The organism is Alicyclobacillus sacchari (assembly GCF_004366795.1).
Classification (GTDB): Bacteria; Bacillota; Bacilli; order Alicyclobacillales; family Alicyclobacillaceae; genus Alicyclobacillus; species Alicyclobacillus sacchari.
The window spans coordinates 117,874-138,041 of sequence record NZ_SORF01000005.1 but is presented as its reverse complement, the minus strand read 5'-3'; the positions used below and the strand labels follow the sequence as shown (position 1 = coordinate 138,041).

General features: G+C 55.4%; 22 protein-coding genes and 1 riboswitch. Of the genes, 12 read left to right on the top strand and 10 right to left on the bottom strand.

Annotated features, from left to right (window positions below):
- The first annotated feature begins 2 nt into the window (after positions 1-2).
- The 3 genes from C7445_RS06875 to cobS are packed head-to-tail and all read left to right on the top strand — an operon-like array spanning position 3 to position 2,142.
- Positions 3-797 carry an ABC transporter ATP-binding protein gene (locus C7445_RS06875; protein ID WP_243835021.1) on the top strand — a complete coding sequence of 265 codons (795 nt, stop codon included), beginning with the start codon at positions 3-5 and terminating at the stop codon, positions 795-797.
- Positions 794-1,342: a bifunctional adenosylcobinamide kinase/adenosylcobinamide-phosphate guanylyltransferase gene (gene cobU / locus C7445_RS06870; RefSeq protein WP_134159344.1), complete on the top strand. Its 549-nt coding sequence runs from the start codon at positions 794-796 to the stop codon at positions 1,340-1,342. The genes C7445_RS06875 and cobU overlap by 4 nt, the downstream gene beginning before the upstream one ends.
- 14 nt (positions 1,343-1,356) lie before the next feature.
- A complete protein-coding gene (gene cobS, locus C7445_RS06865) occupies positions 1,357-2,142 on the top strand; it encodes an adenosylcobinamide-GDP ribazoletransferase (protein ID WP_166669037.1) in 786 nt (261 codons plus the stop codon).
- A 14-nt stretch (positions 2,143-2,156) separates the two neighbouring features.
- On the opposite strand, the gene C7445_RS06860 is transcribed toward cobS, so the two are convergent.
- Complete coding sequence (locus C7445_RS06860) at positions 2,157-2,801, bottom strand: histidine phosphatase family protein (protein WP_134159342.1); 645 nt, start codon at positions 2,799-2,801, stop codon at positions 2,157-2,159.
- Positions 2,801-3,481, bottom strand: coding sequence for a TIGR00266 family protein (locus C7445_RS06855; RefSeq protein WP_134159341.1), 681 nt, complete (start codon positions 3,479-3,481; stop codon positions 2,801-2,803). The genes C7445_RS06860 and C7445_RS06855 overlap by 1 nt, the downstream gene beginning before the upstream one ends.
- A gap of 211 nt (positions 3,482-3,692) precedes the next feature.
- On the opposite strand from C7445_RS06855, the gene C7445_RS06850 reads away from it, so the two are divergent.
- Both C7445_RS06850 and C7445_RS06845 read left to right on the top strand, forming a co-directional pair.
- Positions 3,693-4,169 (top strand): MarR family winged helix-turn-helix transcriptional regulator, encoded by a 477-nt coding sequence (locus C7445_RS06850; RefSeq protein WP_134159340.1) that lies wholly within the window; start codon positions 3,693-3,695, stop codon positions 4,167-4,169.
- A 3-nt stretch (positions 4,170-4,172) separates the two neighbouring features.
- The gene (locus C7445_RS06845) at positions 4,173-5,792 is read left to right on the top strand and encodes an MDR family MFS transporter (RefSeq protein WP_134159339.1); all 1,620 of its coding nucleotides are present in this window, start codon (positions 4,173-4,175) and stop codon (positions 5,790-5,792) included.
- Between the two features lie 165 nt (positions 5,793-5,957).
- Here C7445_RS06845 and thiE read toward each other — a convergent pair whose 3' ends face one another.
- The 5 genes from thiE to def form a co-directional block, all read right to left on the bottom strand.
- Entirely contained in the window at positions 5,958-6,617 is a 660-nt protein-coding gene (gene thiE, locus C7445_RS06840; RefSeq protein ID WP_134159338.1) for a thiamine phosphate synthase, read from the bottom strand.
- An 11-nt stretch (positions 6,618-6,628) separates the two neighbouring features.
- Positions 6,629-7,435, bottom strand: coding sequence for a hydroxyethylthiazole kinase (thiM, locus tag C7445_RS06835; protein ID WP_134159337.1), 807 nt, complete (start codon positions 7,433-7,435; stop codon positions 6,629-6,631).
- A 53-nt stretch (positions 7,436-7,488) separates the two neighbouring features.
- On the bottom strand, positions 7,489-8,394 hold the full coding sequence (thiD, locus tag C7445_RS06830) for a bifunctional hydroxymethylpyrimidine kinase/phosphomethylpyrimidine kinase (protein ID WP_134159440.1): 906 nt from the start codon (positions 8,392-8,394) through the stop codon (positions 7,489-7,491).
- Entirely contained in the window at positions 8,387-9,106 is a 720-nt protein-coding gene (gene tenA / locus C7445_RS06825) for a thiaminase II (RefSeq protein ID WP_134159336.1), read from the bottom strand. The genes thiD and tenA overlap by 8 nt, the downstream gene beginning before the upstream one ends.
- Positions 9,107-9,171: 65 nt before the next feature.
- Positions 9,172-9,271: riboswitch (TPP riboswitch) on the bottom strand.
- Between the two features lie 66 nt (positions 9,272-9,337).
- Complete coding sequence (gene def, locus C7445_RS06820; RefSeq protein ID WP_134159335.1) at positions 9,338-10,099, bottom strand: peptide deformylase; 762 nt, start codon at positions 10,097-10,099, stop codon at positions 9,338-9,340.
- 141 nt (positions 10,100-10,240) lie between these two features.
- Here def and map point away from each other — a divergent pair, with 141 nt between their 5' ends.
- A complete protein-coding gene (gene map / locus C7445_RS06815; RefSeq protein WP_166669036.1) occupies positions 10,241-11,446 on the top strand; it encodes a type I methionyl aminopeptidase in 1,206 nt (401 codons plus the stop codon).
- 274 nt (positions 11,447-11,720) lie between these two features.
- The gene (locus C7445_RS06810) at positions 11,721-12,530 is read left to right on the top strand and encodes a Nif3-like dinuclear metal center hexameric protein (protein WP_166669035.1); all 810 of its coding nucleotides are present in this window, start codon (positions 11,721-11,723) and stop codon (positions 12,528-12,530) included.
- A gap of 11 nt (positions 12,531-12,541) precedes the next feature.
- On the opposite strand, the gene C7445_RS06805 is transcribed toward C7445_RS06810, so the two are convergent.
- A complete protein-coding gene (locus C7445_RS06805) occupies positions 12,542-12,976 on the bottom strand; it encodes a hemerythrin domain-containing protein (protein WP_134159332.1) in 435 nt (144 codons plus the stop codon).
- Positions 12,977-13,107: 131 nt separating this feature from the next.
- Here C7445_RS06805 and C7445_RS06800 point away from each other — a divergent pair, with 131 nt between their 5' ends.
- The 3 genes from C7445_RS06800 (at position 13,108) to C7445_RS06790 (ending at position 16,803) form a co-directional block, all read left to right on the top strand.
- The gene (locus tag C7445_RS06800; RefSeq protein WP_243835020.1) at positions 13,108-14,055 is read left to right on the top strand and encodes a DMT family transporter; all 948 of its coding nucleotides are present in this window, start codon (positions 13,108-13,110) and stop codon (positions 14,053-14,055) included.
- Positions 14,056-14,255: 200 nt separating this feature from the next.
- On the top strand, positions 14,256-15,749 hold the full coding sequence (mqo, locus tag C7445_RS06795) for a malate dehydrogenase (quinone) (protein ID WP_424922991.1): 1,494 nt from the start codon (positions 14,256-14,258) through the stop codon (positions 15,747-15,749).
- A 715-nt stretch (positions 15,750-16,464) separates the two neighbouring features.
- Positions 16,465-16,803 carry a hypothetical protein gene (locus C7445_RS06790; protein ID WP_134159330.1) on the top strand — a complete coding sequence of 113 codons (339 nt, stop codon included), beginning with the start codon at positions 16,465-16,467 and terminating at the stop codon, positions 16,801-16,803.
- A 354-nt stretch (positions 16,804-17,157) separates the two neighbouring features.
- Here C7445_RS06790 and C7445_RS06785 read toward each other — a convergent pair whose 3' ends face one another.
- Together C7445_RS06785 and C7445_RS06780 are read right to left on the bottom strand one after the other, a co-directional pair.
- The gene (locus C7445_RS06785) at positions 17,158-17,895 is read right to left on the bottom strand and encodes an SGNH/GDSL hydrolase family protein (protein WP_166669034.1); all 738 of its coding nucleotides are present in this window, start codon (positions 17,893-17,895) and stop codon (positions 17,158-17,160) included.
- Positions 17,896-17,943: 48 nt separating this feature from the next.
- Positions 17,944-18,627, bottom strand: a complete 684-nt coding sequence (locus C7445_RS06780; protein ID WP_134159328.1) for an SGNH/GDSL hydrolase family protein — start codon at positions 18,625-18,627, stop codon at positions 17,944-17,946.
- 31 nt (positions 18,628-18,658) lie between these two features.
- Here C7445_RS06780 and C7445_RS14570 point away from each other — a divergent pair, with 31 nt between their 5' ends.
- Positions 18,659-18,805, top strand: coding sequence for a hypothetical protein (locus tag C7445_RS14570; protein ID WP_166669033.1), 147 nt, complete (start codon positions 18,659-18,661; stop codon positions 18,803-18,805).
- Between the two features lie 972 nt (positions 18,806-19,777).
- A complete protein-coding gene (locus tag C7445_RS06775; RefSeq protein WP_134159327.1) occupies positions 19,778-20,119 on the top strand; it encodes a hypothetical protein in 342 nt (113 codons plus the stop codon).
- The last annotated feature ends 49 nt before the right edge of the window (positions 20,120-20,168 follow it).

Genomic DNA, 20,168 nt, shown 5'->3' with positions numbered 1-20,168 from the left:
CGATGGCGGGTATGCGTCTGGAGTCTGCCGCTTACCTACCGGTATTACAACCGATGTCTTTTGCGCTTGAATTGGGTCAGGTCGTCGGCGTGATCGGACCAAATGGGGCTGGAAAATCGACATTGCTCCGTCTCATGGCCGGCCTTATCGCGCCGACGTCCGGTCAAGTTGTTGTGGCAGACATGCCCATCACCCGTCAGCCGCCGCGCTGGCGCGCTCAGCAAATCGCATATTTACCACAGTTGATCAGCGATGACATCCCATTTACCGTGCGTGAATTCGTGGAAATGGGGAGATACAGTCGGGAATCCGCATGGGCCCAGGGCACGTCTCGCCGAGACGCCGTCATGGCAGCCGTCGCCCAGATGGGTCTCGATCGTTTGCTCGATGCGCCGCTCGCGCAGATTTCGGGGGGAGAACGCCAGCGTGCGGGCATTGCCCGTTGCTTGGCACAAGCTTCTCCCATTTTTCTGCTCGATGAGCCAATCGCCAATCTCGACGTGTTTTACCAAATGGATATCCTATCGCGGCTGCGCGACCTCGCCGCGGCTGGGCGGCTCATCGTCCTCGCGATTCATCACCTGGAGTTTGCGATGCGCTATTGCGATACTTGTATCGTCCTTGATCAGGGAGCCATTGCGGCATCAGGCCCACTGGATAAAGTGTTTCACACGCAACTGATGCAGCGTGTATTTCAAATCGACGCGCGCCGCTTTGCCGATCCGTTCACGGGAGACCCGCGCCTGAGCGTTTTGGGGTGCCTGAGTACGAATGCAGAGGAAAGGGAGGAGTCATGAGCTTAATCTTGATTACCGGCGGCGCTCGCAGTGGAAAGAGCCGATTTGCTGAGATGCTGGCTGCCCAGTACGCCGATGCTGGGGCGGTGGTTTGTTTTGTGGCAACGGCGCAGGCGCTGGACGACGAAATGAAGGAGCGAATTCATCGCCATCGTCTATCGCGCGATGCGCAATGGCAGACTGTCGAAGAGCCGTTCGATCCCGCTGCTGTCGTACGCGCCGAACAGGCCGATGTCTATCTCATCGACTGTCTTTCGCTGTTGCTCGCGAATTGGGTGTTTGCATCTAGGGTAGACGAATCAGGTTTTTGGGACAAGCTGAAGACCTTGGTTGACGCTTTGGCCTCATCCCGTGCCACCTGTATCGTTGTGACGAATGAAATCGGCCTTGGGATTGTACCTGCCGATCCAGAGACGCGGTTATATCGCGATTGGCTTGGCTGGATGAATCAAACGTTTGCACGCTCTGCGGACCAAGTGTTTCTCGTCACCAGCGGAATTGCGGTGAATCTCAAGGCGTTGCCCGGCGCGATCATGGTGCATTGAAGGGGGACGTCTTTTTGCAGGCGTTGTGGAGAGCTTTTGCGTTAGCCTGGACGTTTTTTACTGTCTTGCCTTCACCTGTGTTGAAGCGTCCTCCTGCACCCGAAGAGTTGGCCAGGTCTGCGTATTGGTTGCCGGTTGTGGGTGGTGTTGTCGGCGGCGCGGCGTGGTTGGCGGATCGCATCGGACTGTGGCTTGGCGGGCCCTTGCTTGCAAGTTTTTTCGCGGTGGTGTTGCCAGGCCTGCTCACCGGTTTTCTGCACGTCGATGGTTTCATGGACGTCGCGGATGCGCTGGGGAGTCGAACGCGCGGCGATGCGGCCCTCGCGGTGATGAAGGACAGCCGTGTCGGCGCGATGGGAGCGATTGCGGCTATCCTGTTGTTGGTGGGAAAGTGGATTGCGGCCTATGGGCTAGGCGGATCGAATTGGTTAGTCTTGTGGCTGGCGCCAGTATGGAGTCGGGCCGCGCTGCTTTGGGCTATCGTTGTCATGCCTGCGGCGAGGCCGAGCGGGCTAGGCGCTCTCTTTGCACGGCGGATTTGCGTCCGGGGCGTGGCACTCGTCACCCTATGCAGCATGACTGTAACGCTGGTGGTTTGCCGGTGGCTTCCTGGTCTTGCGTGTATGGGTGCGCAAGCGGTCATCGCAACGTATTCGATTCGTTTTGCCAAGCGACGCTTTGGCGGCGCCACAGGCGACGTCTACGGCGCACTGGTCGAGAGCGGCGAATGGTGCATCGGGCTCCTAGCCTTGGCGATGCACCATCATGGAGTCGTCTTCGCCAGGTTCGACGCGATGTAAACCGAATGCCTGCCTTATGAAGGATCACTGAGGTGGTGTGTGTCATTCCAACGCACGATTTCCCATGTGCCGTCGGTCGCTCGCAGCACGAGCTCCGAGATGCTCGCGTGATGCGGTTGATACGAGCGAAAACGAGCGAAGGGAAGCCTGCAAAGACACGCGTGAAACAGCCCCAGCACGGCTCCATGCGTGACGACGCATATCGTTTGCGTGGCATAGTTCATGGCCGCTTCCGTCAATCCCCGCAAAAACCGATCCGCGGCATGGCTCCAAGTTTCGCCGCCGGGGAACGCGAAGTCTCGTTCGTCCTCGATAAACGACGCTTCAAACCAAGGTTGATACCGCTCGTATGCCTCCCAGACAGGCATCCCGTCGACAACCCCGAGATCGATTTCGGCGAAGCGCTCGTCAGTTAACACTTCGTGTACTGCAAGCCGCCTGGCGATTGCGCTGGCTGTCTGCTGCGCGCGCAATCGCGGGCTTGAACAAATCGCCACAATCGGCGCACCTGCCAGCGCCTTTGCCACTCGGCGCGCCAGTTTCCGCCCGTGTGTCGACAAGGGCGGATCTGTGCGGCCGATGAGGATGTGTCGGGCGTTTTCCGCGGTCGGTGCATGCCTGACGAGGATGACGCGGGTCGCCTGAGGTTCCTTCGCCATCAATTTCTCCCTGTATCCCAATATTCCTGAATGATGTGAACGAGATTGTGTATGGTAAGCGAGTGCATCCAGACTCGTCCAGGCCCGGTCAATTGCACGAGGAATACGCCATCACCGCCGAACAGCATGTTGCTGACGCCCTGCATCACCTGCACCCGATAGTCGATGGACGACGTGAAAGCGGCGATGTGACCTGGATGGACGAGCAGGCTCTCGCCGCGAGCGAGATCGCGCTCAATGACCTCGCCATCGATGGATAAAAAGCTGGTTCCATCGCCATCGAGGTACGTGAACACGAGCCCGTTGCCGCCAAGGAAGCGCCCAATATTCAATGTCGCTTCGATACCGAAGTCGATCTGTTCTTCCGCGCATAAAAACGCGTGTCTTTGTGCGATCACGCGGCCGTAGTTGCGCAAGGAGAGCGGAAGGATGTGTCCTGGCATACGGGTTGTGAACTGTACGACGGATTCTTCCCGCGCCGCCCGAAAATAGTTGAGAAATAAACTGTTTCCGCTAAACGCTCGCCGAAACATGCCGCCAATTCCACCCGGCGATTTCGTTTCCATATGCGTGCCTGGTGTCATGCTGAGTAGACAGCCTGCCTCCGAGAATACAGATTCGCCCGCGCGTAAATGAACCTCCAATGTTTGCATTGTCGTGCCGTGAATTCGATACTCCATGCCATCGCCTCCATCCGATTCGCGCTTCTGTATCCGCATCTTACCATGGAGACGAGCTGTATGGCCGTCATTTTTTATCGTAAATGTTTAATCAATCTAATATTCCGGCTTGACGTGCACGACACGTGTTTATATAGTATAAATGTTAATTGATATAAACATTTTAAGTGTTGAACATGTATTTCGTAAAAGGATGTGGAGGACTTCATTCATGGCAGAGGATATCGACCTATTGACGGAAAGGTTTGATCGGTCATTATCGGTTTTGGCACAGCATTTTGGGCCACATCTGGTCAATCGTATGCATGTCGGATTGACCGCGGGCCAATTTTTCACCTTGCACGTCATTCAGCAAGAAGGCCGCTGCAAAGTGTCTCGATTGGCTGAGAAGATGGAAGTCACGCCAAGCGCGATTACTGTCATGCTGGATCGCCTGGAGAACCATGGACTTGTGACTCGCTTACGAGACCAAGAGGATCGGCGCGTCGTCGTGATCGAACTGACGGGGCAGGGCGAGAAGAAGTTACAACAGGTTGAACGCGTGTGGCGGAACCTGTTTCGCCGCTGTTTGGAACAATTGGATGTGAACGAGTTATCAGCATGTATTCGCACACTGGAGTCGCTTGCGGAAATCGCTGCGCAGGTCGATGTCGAGCGTATGATTCAGGAATCGGTAGAGGGGGCCTAATGCATGTCGCAGACAGCTGCTGCTGTGCAGACGACAAATCAAATTACGGGACAACGCAAATGGTGGGCGTTTGCCACGGTACTTTTGACCATGTTCTTTTCATCGATGGATCAGACCGTCGTATCGACCGCTATGCCCACCATTATTGGCGATTTAAAGGGTTTTAGCTTGTATTCGTGGGTTTTCACAGCGTATATGATCACGTCCTCGATCACGGTGCCCATTTACGGAAAGCTATCCGACGTCTTCGGGCGCAAGCCGTTCTATTTGTTTGGGCTTATCATGTTTGGCGTCGGTTCCGCGGTGTCCGGCATGGCGCACACGATGACAGAACTGGTGTGGGCGCGGGCGTTTCAAGGCATTGGCGCAGGCGCGATGATGAGCATGCCACGCGCGACGGTCGGCGACATTTTCTCGCCGCAGGAACGCGCAAAATGGATGGGCGTCATGATGGCTGTGTTTGGCATCTCGAGCATTGTCGGACCGGCGCTTGGCGGCTGGATCACAGACAGCCTGTCGTGGCGTTGGGTGTTCTATATCAACCTGCCGTTTGCCGTACTCGCCATCATCGGCGTGATCGTCGCGTTGCCAAGGGTTCGCTCGGAGGCGCGCGTGAAGGTCGACTGGATCGGAGCCACAGTTTTGACCATCGGGTTGATTCCTATGCTGCTTGGATTCACGTGGGCTGGTACGAAGTACGCCTGGGGATCGGCGCCGACCTTAGCACTGCTCCTTGGCGGCGCGGCCGTATTGGTCTTGTTTGTACTATGGGAACGCAAGGCTGCCGATCCGCTGCTCGCACCATCTCTCTTCAAGAACCGGATTTTCAGCACGTCGCTTATTCTTGGAATGCTCGTCGGCATGACCATGTTTGGCAGCTTGATGTTCCTGCCCATCTACGTCCAAGGTGTCATTGGGCTGAACGCGCAGAACAGCGGTTGGGTCATGACTCCGATGATGGGTGGCTTTATCGTCGGTAGCATGGTGTCTGGGCAAGTCATGTCGAAGACCGGGCGCTATCGGTATCTTGCCTGGCTGAGCGGCGCCGTGATTGTCGTCGGATCGATATTGCTCAATCAGATGAACCTGCATACGACGTGGGGGACGGTCATGGTCAACATGGTCGTGATTGGCCTTGGCATTGGATCGCTGATGCCGTTGATGAACATGGCGGTACAAAACGCCTTCCCGTATAAGATGATGGGCACGGTCAACTCGACCCAGCAGTTTGTGAGTTCGCTTGCTGGCGTCATCGCATCACCTATCTTTGGTTCGATTCTGAGCAAAGCGTTCAGTCACAAATTGAGTGAATCTTTACCAGCTTCGCTGGCGGCGTTCAAAAGTAAACTGGCCGGCCTCAATCCGCAGTCGCTGCTGACGGCGCAGGCACAGGACGCCATCGCTCGGGAATTTAACAAATTTGGTCCTGCCGGACATCACATGTACGCACAGTTGATGGATGCAGTCAAAGCATCGTTGACATTTGGCATTCAACACTTGTTTGAGGTTGGCTTGGTTTTTGCCATCCTGAGTTTCCTCGGCACGTTCTTCTTGCCAGAAGTGAAGCTGAAGGGCAGGGAATACTTCGAATCAAATCCTGCGAGTGAGGAAAGCGTGTCGTAATCCTTTGTATTTTCTGCAAGGATACAGGTTGGGGATCGGAGAAGGATCTCCAACGCAAACGAGCAGGCAGTTGTTCGGATGGTGGGCGGATATGCCATCCGGACAGCCGCCTTTTTGCATTTGCATATCGTTTCGGCGAACGAGGATGGAGATGGAAGATGTTCTTCAGTGTGGGCGCGCGTTGTCGAAATCCCGGTAGAGGGACGCGAACGCTTCCGCGGCTTGGCGCGGCGAGGGAGCCGACATCATGGCCGAGACGACCGCGAGTCCATCTGCTCCAGCCGCCAATACCTGAGGCGCCCGTGCCACATCGATTCCGCCGATGGCCACAATGGGAATGGAACTGGTGGCGGCAATCGCACGCAGCGTGTCGATCCCGCTGTGCACAGCGTCCGCCTTTGTCGCGGTCGGGAATACGGCGCCGACCCCCAAATAGTCTGCGCCGTCTCGTTCGGCCGCGATCGCTTCGGCAATGGTGCGCGCCGATACCCCAATCAACTTCTCCGGCGCCAGTTCTCGCACACGCGTGCAGGGAATGTCGGTCTGCCCGACGTGAATGCCATCGGCTTCCGTGAGTAGCGCAATGTCGACGCGATCGTTCACGATATACAGCGCTCCGGCTTCGCGGGTCATACGCCGAATTTCCAAACCAAGGGCCAACATCGGACCGCCATCCTCGCGTTTGCGGCGCAATTGAATCGCCGTTGCACCGCCAGCGAGTACAGCTTCGACGGCGGCGAGCAGGCTCGTCGTGTCCTCACGATCGTCCGTGATCGCGTACACGGCCAGTTTCGCCTTCCAGTCGGCTGGTCTTTCGCTTATCATCGCCATCCTCCTTACAGGGTGCGCACCCGGGCTGCTTCGTCGATTTGCTCAGGTGTGATGTGGTATAGGGCGTCCAGCAGTGCGACCTGGAAGCTGCCTGGGCCGGCTGCGTGCGCAGCCGCCCGCTCAGCCGCGACGTTGAAGCATGTTACGGCCGCGATGGCGGCTTCTGCGTAGAGGTGTGGATCGCAGGTGTCGACGGTCCCGACGAATGCGCCGATGACCGCGGTCAAGGAGCAGCCAGAGCCGGTGATGGCGGCGAGATGTGGATGACCGTTGGCCAATTCCCACACTGCCTGTCCATCCGTCACAAGGTCGCGCGGCCCAGTGGCGACGACGACGGTACGGTGCTCAGTCGCAAAGGCACGCATCGCGTCAATCAGATGCTCGCTCGCTTGGCCCGCATCGACACCGACGACTGAGCCACCGGCGCCAGTAAGAATCCCGATTTCCGACGCGTTGCCGCGCAAAATGGCAAGCTGATGGCCGTCGATGATTTCTTGTGCAGCTCGCGTGCGATAAGGGGTTGCTCCAGCACCAACCGGATCGAGTACAATCGGGACGCCGGTGCGATTGGCGGCCGTGCTGGCCAAGCGCATGGCGACGACGATCTCGGGATCGAGCGTGCCAAGGTTCAGCGCGAGCGACTTGGCGATGCTTGCCATATCCGCGACCTCTTCGTGGGCGTATGCCATGACGGGTGAAGCGCCGAGTGCAAGCAGTGTGTTGGCCGCCACGTTTGTGACGACGAGATTGGTGATGTTGTGGACAAGCGGGCGCTGATCGCGCACGCGTGTCAGCCAAGAACCGATGCTCATGTCCAATACCATCCTCCCTAGCGGACTTCGATAGTCCCAGTTAAGAGTCTAAGTTATACGATACGATTCTCTTCCAGCCAACGGTCGCCATCGAACAGATAGAACGCACCCGGCCTGAAATGTGCCGTGAAGACCGGTTGCGCGGAATGATCCGTTGGCCCGTGTCCGCGGCCCACGTCCCATGTGCTGGCTTGGGCGATTGCCCGGTGAATAAACGTCTTCGCTGCGGCGATGGCTGCCAAAGGTTCCATACCGCGCGCTAGACAGGACGCGATGGCGGATGAAAACGTGCATCCTGTGCCATGTGTCTTTGCCGTTTGCAGTCGTGGCGCGGCAAAGTACGTAAATGTGCCATTTGCGTACACCACGTCGACAGCAAGCTCGTGTTCTCTGATGTCCGTCGCGATGTGACCACCCTTGACCACTATCATCTGTGGGCCAAGTTGTGCTATGCGTATCGCCGCGACTTTGCAGTCGGCGAGCGATTGCACATCGATGCCCGTCAAGGCCGTTGCTTCAGGGGCGTTCGGGGTGACGATGGTCGCCAAAGGCAACAATCGCTCGATCACGGCCTTCACATCGGCCGGATCGAGCAGTGGTGTACCGCCTTTGGCAACCATCACAGGATCGACGACAATCGGGCACGTGGCCCGCTCCGTAAGGAACGACGCAATGGTATGTATCGCTGCGGCGTCGCCCAACATGCCGGTTTTGATAGCGTCAAAGCCGAGATCGTCCGCAATCGATGTCAGTTGTTGCAGGATGGCCTCTGGCGAAAGCGGGAAGACGCCCTGTACGCCGACCGTGTTTTGTGCCGTGATGGCCGTGATGGCGGACATGCCATACACGGAGAATTGGTGTGCCGTTTTCAAGTCTGCCTGAATGCCGGCGCCGCCCCCGGAATCCGAGCCGGCGATGGTCAGCATGCGCGCAATATGGCCAGCAGCCGTTTTAAACATGGCGATCACGTCCGCCTGCAAGCGCACCGTTCGCGGTCGTTTGAGGCAACCATGACTCGCCGCGGTAGGCCATATCAAAGAAGCGGTATTCCAAGTAACAGCTTTCCATGTAAGCTGCGCGCATGAACGCCCTCGCTTCGGTATTGGCCAGGGCGGCTCGCTTATCCACCATGACCAGCAACCGGTCCAAACTGTCCTTCATGTCGTCGCTCGCGTAAAACGATAGCCACGCAGAAAACGGATGGTCTGCGGTGGGTTGTACCTCGTCGACAATGCGGCGAGCGAGATCGACATACAGCCAGTGGCAAGGAAGGATGGCCGCGATGATAGCGCCGAAATCGGATGTCGCGGCGACGGCGAGCAGATGACTTTCGTAATGGTGCAGGGTGGGGAGTTTTTCCACCATGGCGCCGCGTTCATCGGGGCGTACCGCCGCAACCTGCAAAAGGTTTTCATGAGCCTCATGTTCGCCTTCCAAGAGCAGTCCAACGCGATCGTAAAAATCGCGCATGTGTTCGTCCGTATCGGCACAGGCGAGAGCCTTGGCGTATACGCGGCAGTACGTGGTCAAGTAAAGTTCATCCTGCTGTACGTAGCGGACGAGCGCGTCGCGGGGCAGTTCGCCTTGCGCGATGCCCTGCAGGAAAGGGTGTGCGAGGGTGGCCGCAAAGATTGGTCGCGATGCTTCGTAGAGTTCCGTGGAAAAGCGCATGTTCCAGCCTCCTATAGTTCGAGGCCAACAAGGGGGAAACGGCCCAGTCGGCGGATCGATCCGCAGCGTGAGCCGAGCCACTTTCCTACGCTGGTATTACCCAGATCAGGTGCTAAGGGTCCGGAGCCATCCTCCGTCTCAGCAAGCGCTCCCCTAGTGGCATCCAAATTGTCTTCCATTGTCATGATAGCATAACGAGACGCGCGTGTCCCGATCCCGTGTATCCCAAGATTACTCCTGCAGCCTTCCATCTGTCGAAAGGCGTTCCGACAGCAGATCGACTGTCGCTTCCAGCGCCTGACTGGCCTTGTTCAGCATGCGCCAGTTGACGCCGTCCGTCCAACCCGTTGCATCTTCCCGCAACATGTCGATGGTAAGCACCAATTTCCAAGAGACTTCCGCGAGCATGTCGACCACCATTTGTCGCTCTTGCCGGCTCTCCTCCGCGATCGCGCCGGCCACAGCGTCGGTATCGGTCGGCGGCTGGGGCGGAGTCGCTGTCTCGTCATCGTCCACAACGTAGGCGTTTGTCAGAAGCTGTTCGAAGAGTTCTTCCTCGCTCAGATAGTCGATGAACAAGACGCCTTGCAGGTGATCGTACTCGTGGCAGACGACGCGCGCTAAGAGACCGGTGGCTTCCACTTCAAACGGCGTACCATGGATGTCCTGCGCTCGTACCATCACGCGTGTGGGGCGTTCGATGCACAAGGCGTGATCGGGGAAACTGAGGCATGATTCGTACGCTTTTGCGGATCCACACGGCTCGTGCAGCGTGGGATTGACAAATACCTGCACGCCATCGCCTGTATCCGCGACAAAGACGTTTTGCAGACGGCCGATTTGGGGGGCGGACAGTCCAAGACCGCGGTGGGCTTCCAGTGTATCCATGAGATCTGCGACAAGCTCGGCAAGCTGGTTGTCAAATTGCGTCACGGGCTGTGAGATCTGACGCAGTTCTGGGATATCCCCTTGCAAAATAGGCTGTATGGGCACATCGGTTCCTCCATCCTGTCATTTATCGATCTCTATAAGATGCAGCTGGCGTGACGTTTGACCAAGCGACCACCCATGCCAACAGCCTGTTGCGCGTATGTAGCGGTACGCGTATCGATGCTAAGAGGGGAGCGTGCCGACATGATTGAGGTGCGAACAGGCGGTGAGTTGGATGCGTTGCGCGCTTGCGGGCGGGCCAATGGCGGAGTGCATGGCGCTGTGGCCGAGGCCATGCGATCCGGTGTGACGACTGGCGAATTGCAGGAAATTGCCATCGCGGCGATGCGCCAATGCGGGGCGAGATCGGCCATCAAGGGTGTGAACGGCTTTCCGGGCGAGATTTGCGTGTCGGTCAACAGTGAGATTGGACATTGTGTACCGGGATCATATCGACTCAAGGCGGGCGACCTCGTCAAGGTGGACATCGCCGTCGCTGTCGATGGCTGGATGACTGACGCCGCGCGATCGTACGTCGTAGGGGACGGTACAGAGGAGACTCTTCACCTGATTGAGGTCGCGGAAACGGCGTTAGCGGCGGGGATCGAACATGCTGTGGCCGGCGGCAGATGTTCGGATATTTCGCATGCGATCGGCGTGATCGTAAAGCGTTCCGGCATGCGCGTGATTCGGCAGGCTGTGGGGCATGGCACGGGAAGAAGTTTGCACGAGGAACCGTGGCTGCCTAATTTTGGCCCGCCAGGCTTCGGGCCTCGCTTGCGCGAAGGGATGGTCTTGGCAATTGAACCGGTCATCGCGCAGATCAGCCGCCATGCCCGGCGGGCGGAGAACGGCTGGGCGGACGTAACGATGTATGGCGATTTGAGCGTACACGTCGAGGATACCGTGATCGTGCACGATGGCGCGGCAGAAGTGATCACGCGATCCGCGCAGAGGCCGCAGGTTATTCGCCTGGGAGAAGTTGTACTCGTTCCAGCCGGAAAGGTCGATAAGCGTGAACTTGTCCGACTCGTGGCAGCTGAGATGGATCCCATTCTGCTCGAGGCGTGGGGGCGCCGTGTCAATCCCCAAGATTTGTGTGCAGGAGGATCGATCTCGTTGGCGGTACAGGATCAAGACGGACGTCTACAGGGATTTGTCTCGTATGAGCGGCAGGGCAGCCACTTGCACTTGCATATCATCGTCCTGCGGCGGGATCAACAGGGCAAACACATGGGCCGAGCGATTATGACATGGCTTGAAGCGGAAGCCAGACGGCTTCGCTGCACGATGTTGCAGTTGTGTGTACAAACCAACAACGAACGCGCGCAACGCTTTTACCAACGACTTGGATTCGTGGAGGCGGGCCGGCCGCAGGCCAACACCTTGTTGCTGAAAAAGACCCTGTGACGCCAAATGGATGCCTATGAAGTTCGTTTGGAAGGTCTTCCACAAATAATATAGGTGGCGATGCATCGCGCACAGCCGCCTGTGATCATATGAAGGTTGGCCGGAAGGCGGTTGTAACACCGCCATCATGGCACCCGGCAATCCGGTCGGGTGCTTTTTGATTTCAACAGAGAGGCACCAAGCCGCGGCAATCGGGTGGCAGGTGGCTCGTGTTTGCTGTAATAGGGTATTCCTTGCCAAGCTAGATTCATGTAAGCTGAAGTTGGGGATCATCATGACGACTGTACGAGATGTTGTGCAAAACCTAGAAACGCTGCTGCCGTGGCCAAACGGCGAAGTAGAAACGGTGGATACACTTCTCTTTGGCAACATGGACGACTCGATACGCGGCGTAGCCATGACGTTCGTCGCTTCGTATGAAGCGCTGCGAGATGCGGTGGCCGAGGGCTGCAACCTCATCATCTCGCATGAAGGATTGTTTTATCAGCACATGGGCAATTGCGGCACTCTGCACGAAGATCCAGTTGCCCGCAAAAAGTTAGAATATATCGTGCAAAACAACGTGGCTGTATATAGGCTGCATGATCGTCCCCATCGAACACGCCCCGATTGCATCGTACAAGGGCTTGCCAAAAAGCTCGGATGGACTGACTTGATTGTCGGTTCCCATACAGCTTCTTTCGATGCTCCCATTGTGCAACTACCATCCATCACACTGGGGCACCTTGCACTTCAGGTCAAGATGGCCTTCCAGCTTGCATGGGTCCGTGTGGTCGGTGATCCGCAATTGACATGTCGTCGTGCTGGCTTATTGCCTGGATATCGCGGGGGCGGATCGACTGCCATCCCTTATTTGCGCGAGGCTGGTCTCGACGTCGTCATCGTAGGCGAGGGACCGGAGTGGGAGACAGTGGAGTACGTGCGCGATGCCGCGGCGATGGGCTACGCGAAAGCGATGATTGTGGTCGGTCATCAGCAAAGCGAGGAAGCCGGGATGGAGCTGATTGCAGACAACCTTCGTGCCTTGCTGGCTCCAATCCCCGTGCGTTTCATCCCGCTGCAGCCGGTATTTCACTTTCTGTAGTCGCGGATACATCACTGCGTGTAATGTTCGGCAAAATACGGCGCCAGTCGCGCCAGTTCCGCTTCAGGCAGGGCGGACTCAATCAAAGGAAAGACCACTTGTTCTTCATTCCGAACGTGACTTTGTAACAGCCGACCCAGTTGTTGCATCTTGTCAGCACGCTGATCTTCACAAATTTGACTGATTAAGCTGCGCACCTGAACGTGTTCAAGGAGTAGCTGCACGATCTCAGGTCTGTCCAGTGCGGCGTGCTTCGCGTAGGCCGGTAAAAGCACTTCCTCTTCTTCACGGAAATGCTCCTGACCTCCATTTTGCCAAAAATGTTGAAGCTCTGTGCGCAGCTCGTCGTTGGAGCGCTCCTGCTTGATCAGGTGCAACGCCAAGACAAGTGCATGGTGGTGATGGCGCGAGAGCGGCTGCAGGGAAGGATGCCGTTTCGTCGGCATAACTTGTGAGCCCCTTTCTTGGCAAGTGGTGACGCACAGGTCTGTGAAAATGAGTGTAACACAAAGCCCGATCATGTTCGGCTATAAAAGGTTGTCGCGTTCTTAGGACGGGCGAAACCGGGGGGATTCTGTTGTCCGAGTTGACAACTCAGACATCGTTACAACCAGAGGCGGCTTCCAATGCAAACAGAGTCAGGCGCTTGAAGGGTTTATTGCTCGCTCTGCTCGGCGCGGTCCTGTGGGGTGTTTCCGGAACCGCCGCCCAGGTTCTCTTTCAGCGTTTCGGCATTGCACCGGGTTGGCTTGTCGCTGTGCGCATGACTGTGTCCGGACTGCTCCTTGTTACAATCGTTGGCGTGCGGACAGGGCGGCTGAGCGTGCTTGCGCCCTGGCGGAATTTGAGAACCGCTGTTGGCATGTTGGTGTTTGGCCTCATTGGTCTATTGGGTGTGCAGTACACGTACTTTTCGGCTATCGGTTACGGCAATGCAGCAACCGCGACCATCCTGCAGTATCTAAGTCCGCTGGTCATCGTCGCCTATAGTGCCATTCGGAGTCGCCGGTTGCCTTCACGCACGCAATTCATGTGCTTGATATTGGCACTCGTTGGGTCGGCGCTTCTCGTCACGGACGGGCATGTCATGCGTTTGTCGATAGCGCCTCTTGCGGTAATTTGGGGTCTCGCTTCCGCATTTGCGGTCACGTTTTACTCGATGTATCCGCGGCGACTCCTTGCGCAATTTGGTGCAGCGACAACGACAGGCTGGGGAATGCTTGTGGGTGGCATCATCATGAGCATGATGACGGTTCGCGGCCGGACAATGCCGAATTTGCCGCTCGGGGCATGGGGGTTGGTTGCTTTTGTCGTCCTGTTCGGCACGTTGCTCGCGTTTTATCTGTACATGGCAAGCCTCCAATATATTGAGCCCGCTGAAGCGAGTTTGCTCGCTTGCGGCGAACCGCTTGCGGCGGCGATATTGGCTCTGGCCGTTCTCCATGTTCGCATGGGTCCGATTGCAATTTGTGGCGGCTTTTGCGTTCTCTTGACCGTGACCATTCTGTCGCGATCGCGCAAGTGATTTCCATTCGTTTGACATGCGAAAAATGTCAGCTCGTTAGCCAATTGGTTTGTTATGATTTATACTATAGGGGTTGTCGAATATTGATGAATCATCGACAGCCCGTTTTTATGATTTCAATGTGAATTTCCAGGTTTGAATGTAACTTCGTTGCGTCAATCTCCTAAATAAAGGTTTTTGATTTAAGGATGGGGACCCGGATGGAAGTACAAAACAGAACGGATGTCGTGTTAATCGGCGCCGGAATTATGAGTGCAACGTTAGGAACGCTATTGCAACAACTGGCTCCTGATTGGAGTATCAGCGTTTTTGAGCGTCTGGATCAAATCGCTGTGGAGAGTTCAAATGAATGGAACAACGCAGGTACGGGTCACTCTGCCCTGTGTGAGCTCAATTATACCGTGGAGCGTCCCGATGGCTCGATTGATATCAGCAAGGCGATACACGTCAACGAACAGTTTCTAGTCTCCAGACAGTTTTGGTCCTACTTAGTCCGGCAGGGCATTATTGAAAATCCACGCGATTTTATTGTACCCGTTCCGCATATGAGCTTTGTCCAAGGGGATGCAAACGTCGCTTTTCTACGAAAGCGGTTTTCCTTGTTGTCAGAACATCCGCTGTTCCAGGGTATGGAGTACTCTGACGATCCACAGCAACTGTCTGAATGGATTCCGCTCATGATGAAAGATCGGCGCGCGGATAAACCGATTGCGGCCACTTGGATTGGGTCCGGTACAGATGTGAATTTTGGAGCTTTGACGCGTTTGTTGTTCTCTCATTTAGAGAATAACGGAGTGAATATTCGGTGTAACAAGCAGGTTCAAAATTTGCGCCGAACGAGCGATGGCTACTGGACTTTGGACGTACGGGACACCAAAACGGGCGCGATCGAACAACATAGTGCGCGCTTTGTGTTTATTGGCGCGGGTGGATGGAGTCTGCATTTGTTGCAAAAGTCCGGAATTCTCGAGGGCAAGGGGATCGGGGGATTCCCGGTTAGCGGACTCTTCATGGTCTGTGAAAACCCAGAGGTCGTGAAGTTGCACCATGCCAAGGTCTATGGGAAGGCGCCGGTAGGTGCGCCGCCAATGTCGGTTCCGCATTTGGATACGCGGGTGATCAACAACCGTGAATATTTGCTGTTTGGTCCGTTTGCCGGATTCTCACCGAAGTTCTTGAAAACCGGTTCGATGTTGGACTTGCTGAAGTCTGTCAAGCCGCATAACATTGCCACACTCCTTGCCGCAGGCCTAAAAAATGCCGGGCTCACATGGTATTTGATCAAGCAATTGATGTTGACAAAAAATCAACGCATGAATGAGTTGCGCGAGTTTGTACCCACCGCTCAGAACGAGGACTGGAGTCTAATTGTAGCAGGGCAGCGCGTACAGGTCATCCAGAGCAATCCACGAGGCACTCTGCAGTTTGGTACGGAAGTTGTCAGTGCATCCGATGGTTCGGTCGCAGCGCTGCTTGGGGCATCTCCTGGAGCTTCTGTCGTCGTTTCCATCATGATGGACGTCATCCGGAAGTGTTTCCCGGATAAGCTTCCCGACTGGGAACCGAAAATTCGAGAGATGATTCCGTCTTATGGCGAAGCATTGAATCAAAATTCAGATTTGATGCGTTCCATTCAAGCCATGACTGCAGAGGCTTTGGGGCTCGCCTCAGCCCATGGAAGCGTACAAGCGTGATGCCTTTGGCCTCTACGTGTATTGCATCTACTGCCGTTGGACGGCGAAACCGTCCAGAACCGTCCAGAACATTGTTTATGGAATGCAGATGTTGATAGCAGCTCTGTTGGGACATGTCTCAGCAGAGCTGTTTTTTGTACGAAAGCTGGGAGTGCCAGGGTCACAAGTTATCCACGATCGTCAGCCATTTGGAACATGCCGAGTTGCGTCGAATTCCTCACGAGTTGACCAGCGCCCCTTCCATCTTTGGGCCATGACACGTCTCCCGGGCCTCACGGTAAAAACTGACGTAAAGATGGCGTAGCCTTTCATCACAAGACTCGGTAGAACACGCGATGCGCCCGTTCGACAGGACGCGGGTATCGGCGAATCGGCGGCTTCAGAATCAAGGTATCCACGGTGTGACGGTTATTTTGACTACCAGGGATTTCAACGAAAATAGGCATGCTTGTTCAGACAGTTGCCAATCGCGTCGAACAGGTGAAAGTACGTAACGTAAAGCATGTCGCAAGTGAAAGGGGTGTGACACATGTACGGTGCATTTGGTGGATATACGAGATGGGCAGTTGTGTTTCTCATTATCTTCGTCTTGTTCTTCCTCCTTGTTCCAAACTATGTTACGACTTGCACCACAACACCGGTGTACTGATGAGTGGCTTCGCGATCGTCGACTGAGCCATTTGTGAAACAAGCTGAGAGCGAAGGAGGTATAGACGTGTGTACGAAAGCGGATTGTGAGCGGTATGTGGGGAAGATGGTTGGGTTTCGGACAAAATATGGCTATCATGTCGGGTTCGTCGAACGAGTGACCCATGATTCGGCCGTCATTCTGTCGCCACGCAAATATATCCCCACGGAATTCGCCAGTGCCAACGTCAGTGACGATGAGTTACAAAGGCTGGATCTCGCCCTGGCTCAGTGGGGCGGGGCGCCAGGAGCCGGATACGGCGGTTGGGGCGCCGGCTATGGCGGCTGGGGTTGGGGTTGGGGCCGCTGGGCGGTTTCCTTCCTTATCATTTATGTTTTGTGGGGGTTGGCCGGCTGGTGGTGGTAACGATGCAATGCCCCGATTTCAGCTTGCCGCAGCATTTGGCATCTTGAGTCTAGGCTCGTTACCCTTCACATCCTGGCTTGGTTCACGTTCGATCACGTCGTGTGGTGGAGAAACCCGAAAACGGATAACGGAATCTCGTCGAATGGCTACATGGTGTGGTAGACGCCGTGTAGCCAATCCGCTTTTCAAGTCATCAACAGAGGCAAAATGCCTGGACAAACGTGGCGCAAATCGGAGTGGCGCATGTCACGGTAAAGCATTTCATGTGCCATATGAAGGGTCCATAGTCCTATGTAACCTGGAATGGAACAGATGGCGATTGGAACCATCTTCGGCTTGAGCCCGTCTTCGAAATTACATGGTTCCACGCCTGCGGAGTTTCCGGGGGCGACTGAGTCCGGCCTTTCGATTTGGTCTCCTGGTCAGTCGGAGATGAATTTTCTGGGTGATCAGATGCGCAATTAGCTTGTGCCCTGCGTTGTTCGGCAGAACTGGCTTGCGTAAAGGATTCATCAAGTCCAAGGCGCTACCCGTGCGATACCCGTCAATGAGAAAAGCCTCGTTGTTTGCAAATCCCTTTTCCAGGTCGACCACAGGGAGTTTATAGTAGTCAGCGCAATCGCAAATGATGTTGTTCATTCCTTCGACCAGATCACCGGCCGATGCAAACGCAGGCAGGGGGTTATACAAGGTCGTGACAAACGCGTAGGGTACATCTTTCTCGCGGATTAACCGGAATAGCTGATCGGTATGATAACCAAATTCGTCTGCCAACTTCAATATGCTCCGCGGTGGCCGAGCATGCGTATTCATACGGCGAACCGCTGGGCGTAGAAGGCGAAGCAGGTCTGCGCTCCCAAAACAAATCGTGATGGCATTCACGTCGTCCCAAAGATTGGGCCTGAGTGTCGATACGACTTGAAATAATCTTTTGGCTGTAAGACCTGGAAAGGCAATCATTACAGTGCGCTGTGTGAGTGATTGATCTTGTAGATATTTGCTTACATGCTGGACGAATCCGAGATTCGGGTGACTGGCTCCTTGCCCGGCCGTGATGCCGTCTCCAATCGCCAGATAGATGTTTCTTGTCATAGAGTTCATCCCCTTGTCTATGTAACAGCGCCAGTGGCACGCAGAGTGTTATCCCGCAGGCGGAACCAAACTACGCAAAGATTTTGTTATGGTATTGGCAATTCGCGCATGTCCTGCCCGATTTGGGTGAATGGGGCGGCGAAACGGAGAAATGAGGTCCTCGAACACCCCATTTCGATAACCTTCAATCAATTGGGATTCCTGGTTTTGAAATTCCGTGAACACATCGCTGACTGTAAACCCGTAGTGATTGGCCAGGTGTCGTATGGTGGTATTGAGCTTCTGGAAAGCGTCGGCTGCGATTGGAACGTGCGGTACAGGATTGTACACTGTCGCGACAGTTACATAGGGTACATTCCGCAGTTGGATAAAATGGCATAACAAGTTCATGTGATGGGCGAATTGTGCACGAACATGCTCAATCAGGCCTGGCGTGATGATTGGACCCGATACAGGAAGATACAACCGTCGCAAAAGCCGTCGTAAGTCATTTCCACCTGCCATCAGCGTGACGACATTTGTTTGTTTCCAGATCAGGTCGCCCATGAGGTTGACGGCCCGCCAGATATCCTTGCTCGTCCATCCATTTTGGGCCACGATCATGGTGCGGTCGGCAATACCCTTTTCGCGTGCAAATCGCGAGACCTGATAGACAAAGGTCGCATGAGGATGGTTGGCACCATATCCGGCGGTGATGGAGTCCCCTAATGCGATGTAGAGGTTTCGTCTCATGCCGCACCCCCCTTACCAGAAGGATTTCCAGTTGGAAATTACAGCCTACGACCTCGTAGCGGTGAGTCGGCTTGCCGTCGTCTGTTTCCCGGAAGCGTTGGTGTGTGTTGCATCCACGGGAAAGGGAATTGTCCATCTAACCGCTCGTCAGGCGATTCCGCTCGCCGCGGTTTGCTGAACAACTTCGGCATCAATTTGCCTTCTCGTTGCCCTTTCTTTGGCCGTTTGTAGGTTTCCTCGATCACGCGACGCATCTGAGGATTTTCGCGTAGGAAACGTTGCACCCTTGGATCTTGAAGCATCCGTCCGATGTCGGCTTCGTTTGGCCTTGTTTCAATAGGGCTTTTTGGACCTATGATGGCTCCGCCGGAACTACCCCAGTTGGACATTCGATCGGAGATCGGGGGGTTACCCAGACCATATGGAAGTCCTTGTGTTCCAGACGTATTGGGTGTTCCGCTCATTGCTCTGGGCGGCACTGCCGGATCCACAGATCCCCGGAGTTTGCGTATCCCGGTCCATGCGCCTCGAGCTAACAAATGGATATTTGGGTCTTGCACCATATTCATGATGACAGAGCCCCATCGAAACAGCATTCCAATGTTCAACATCATCACCTCCAGGACCTCAGAGTAGTGTATGATCCCCTTTCAAACCGAGCGTCGGATAGATGTGCAGATAGAACGTCAAAATTCGAAGGCAAAGATTGTACGATGCGATCCTTGAGGAGATGTGCGAGTGCCCAGGCGGCAAACACCGCTGCAAACGATCCAATGTGTTCATACTTGTACATCATGCTGGGAAAGGGGAAGGAGGATTTTGCACTCTTCCGAAGCTCATTGGGCAGGCCATTTGTGGAGTGGGCCAGGTTGGATAGGCCCACGTTAACGACTTGTGCTACGCTCAATCACTCGCTCAGATTCGATCCGGCTTTTACAATGGGCACGCCAGGAGGGGAAGCAAATGTACGACGGTGGGGCGCTGGGCGGTTACACGCGTTGGGCAGTGGTATTTCTCATTATCTTTGTCCTATTTATGTTGTTCGTGCCGTAACTACACGACAACCTGCACGACAACGCCAGTTTACTAATGGACGCCGGACGAATGGTGGGATTTTCAAAATCCGTGTTGCGGCACAGGGGGAATCTGCATGTGTTCGAGAACAGAGTGTTTACACCACGTTGGACAATATGTACGCTTTACGACACCCTATGGCTATCACGAGGGAATCATTGAGCGCGTGACAAAGGATCAGGCAATCATTTTATCGCCGAGAAAGTATATTCCGCCGCAACTGGCGAGTGAAACGCTTGATTCAGATGAGCTCAAGCGTTTGGATGTTGCGTTGGCCTGGGGTGGTTATGGTGCAGGCGGCTATCCCGCCTACGGCCGTGGCGGATACGGTGCAGGTTATGGCGGCTGGGGTTGGGGATGGGGCCGTTGGGCTGCATCATTTTTGATTATCTATGTTCTCTGGGGGTTATGGTGGTAAAGCGTGCCCGGCATGCAAGTCGACACGGGGCCATCGTGCCCCTTCTCTT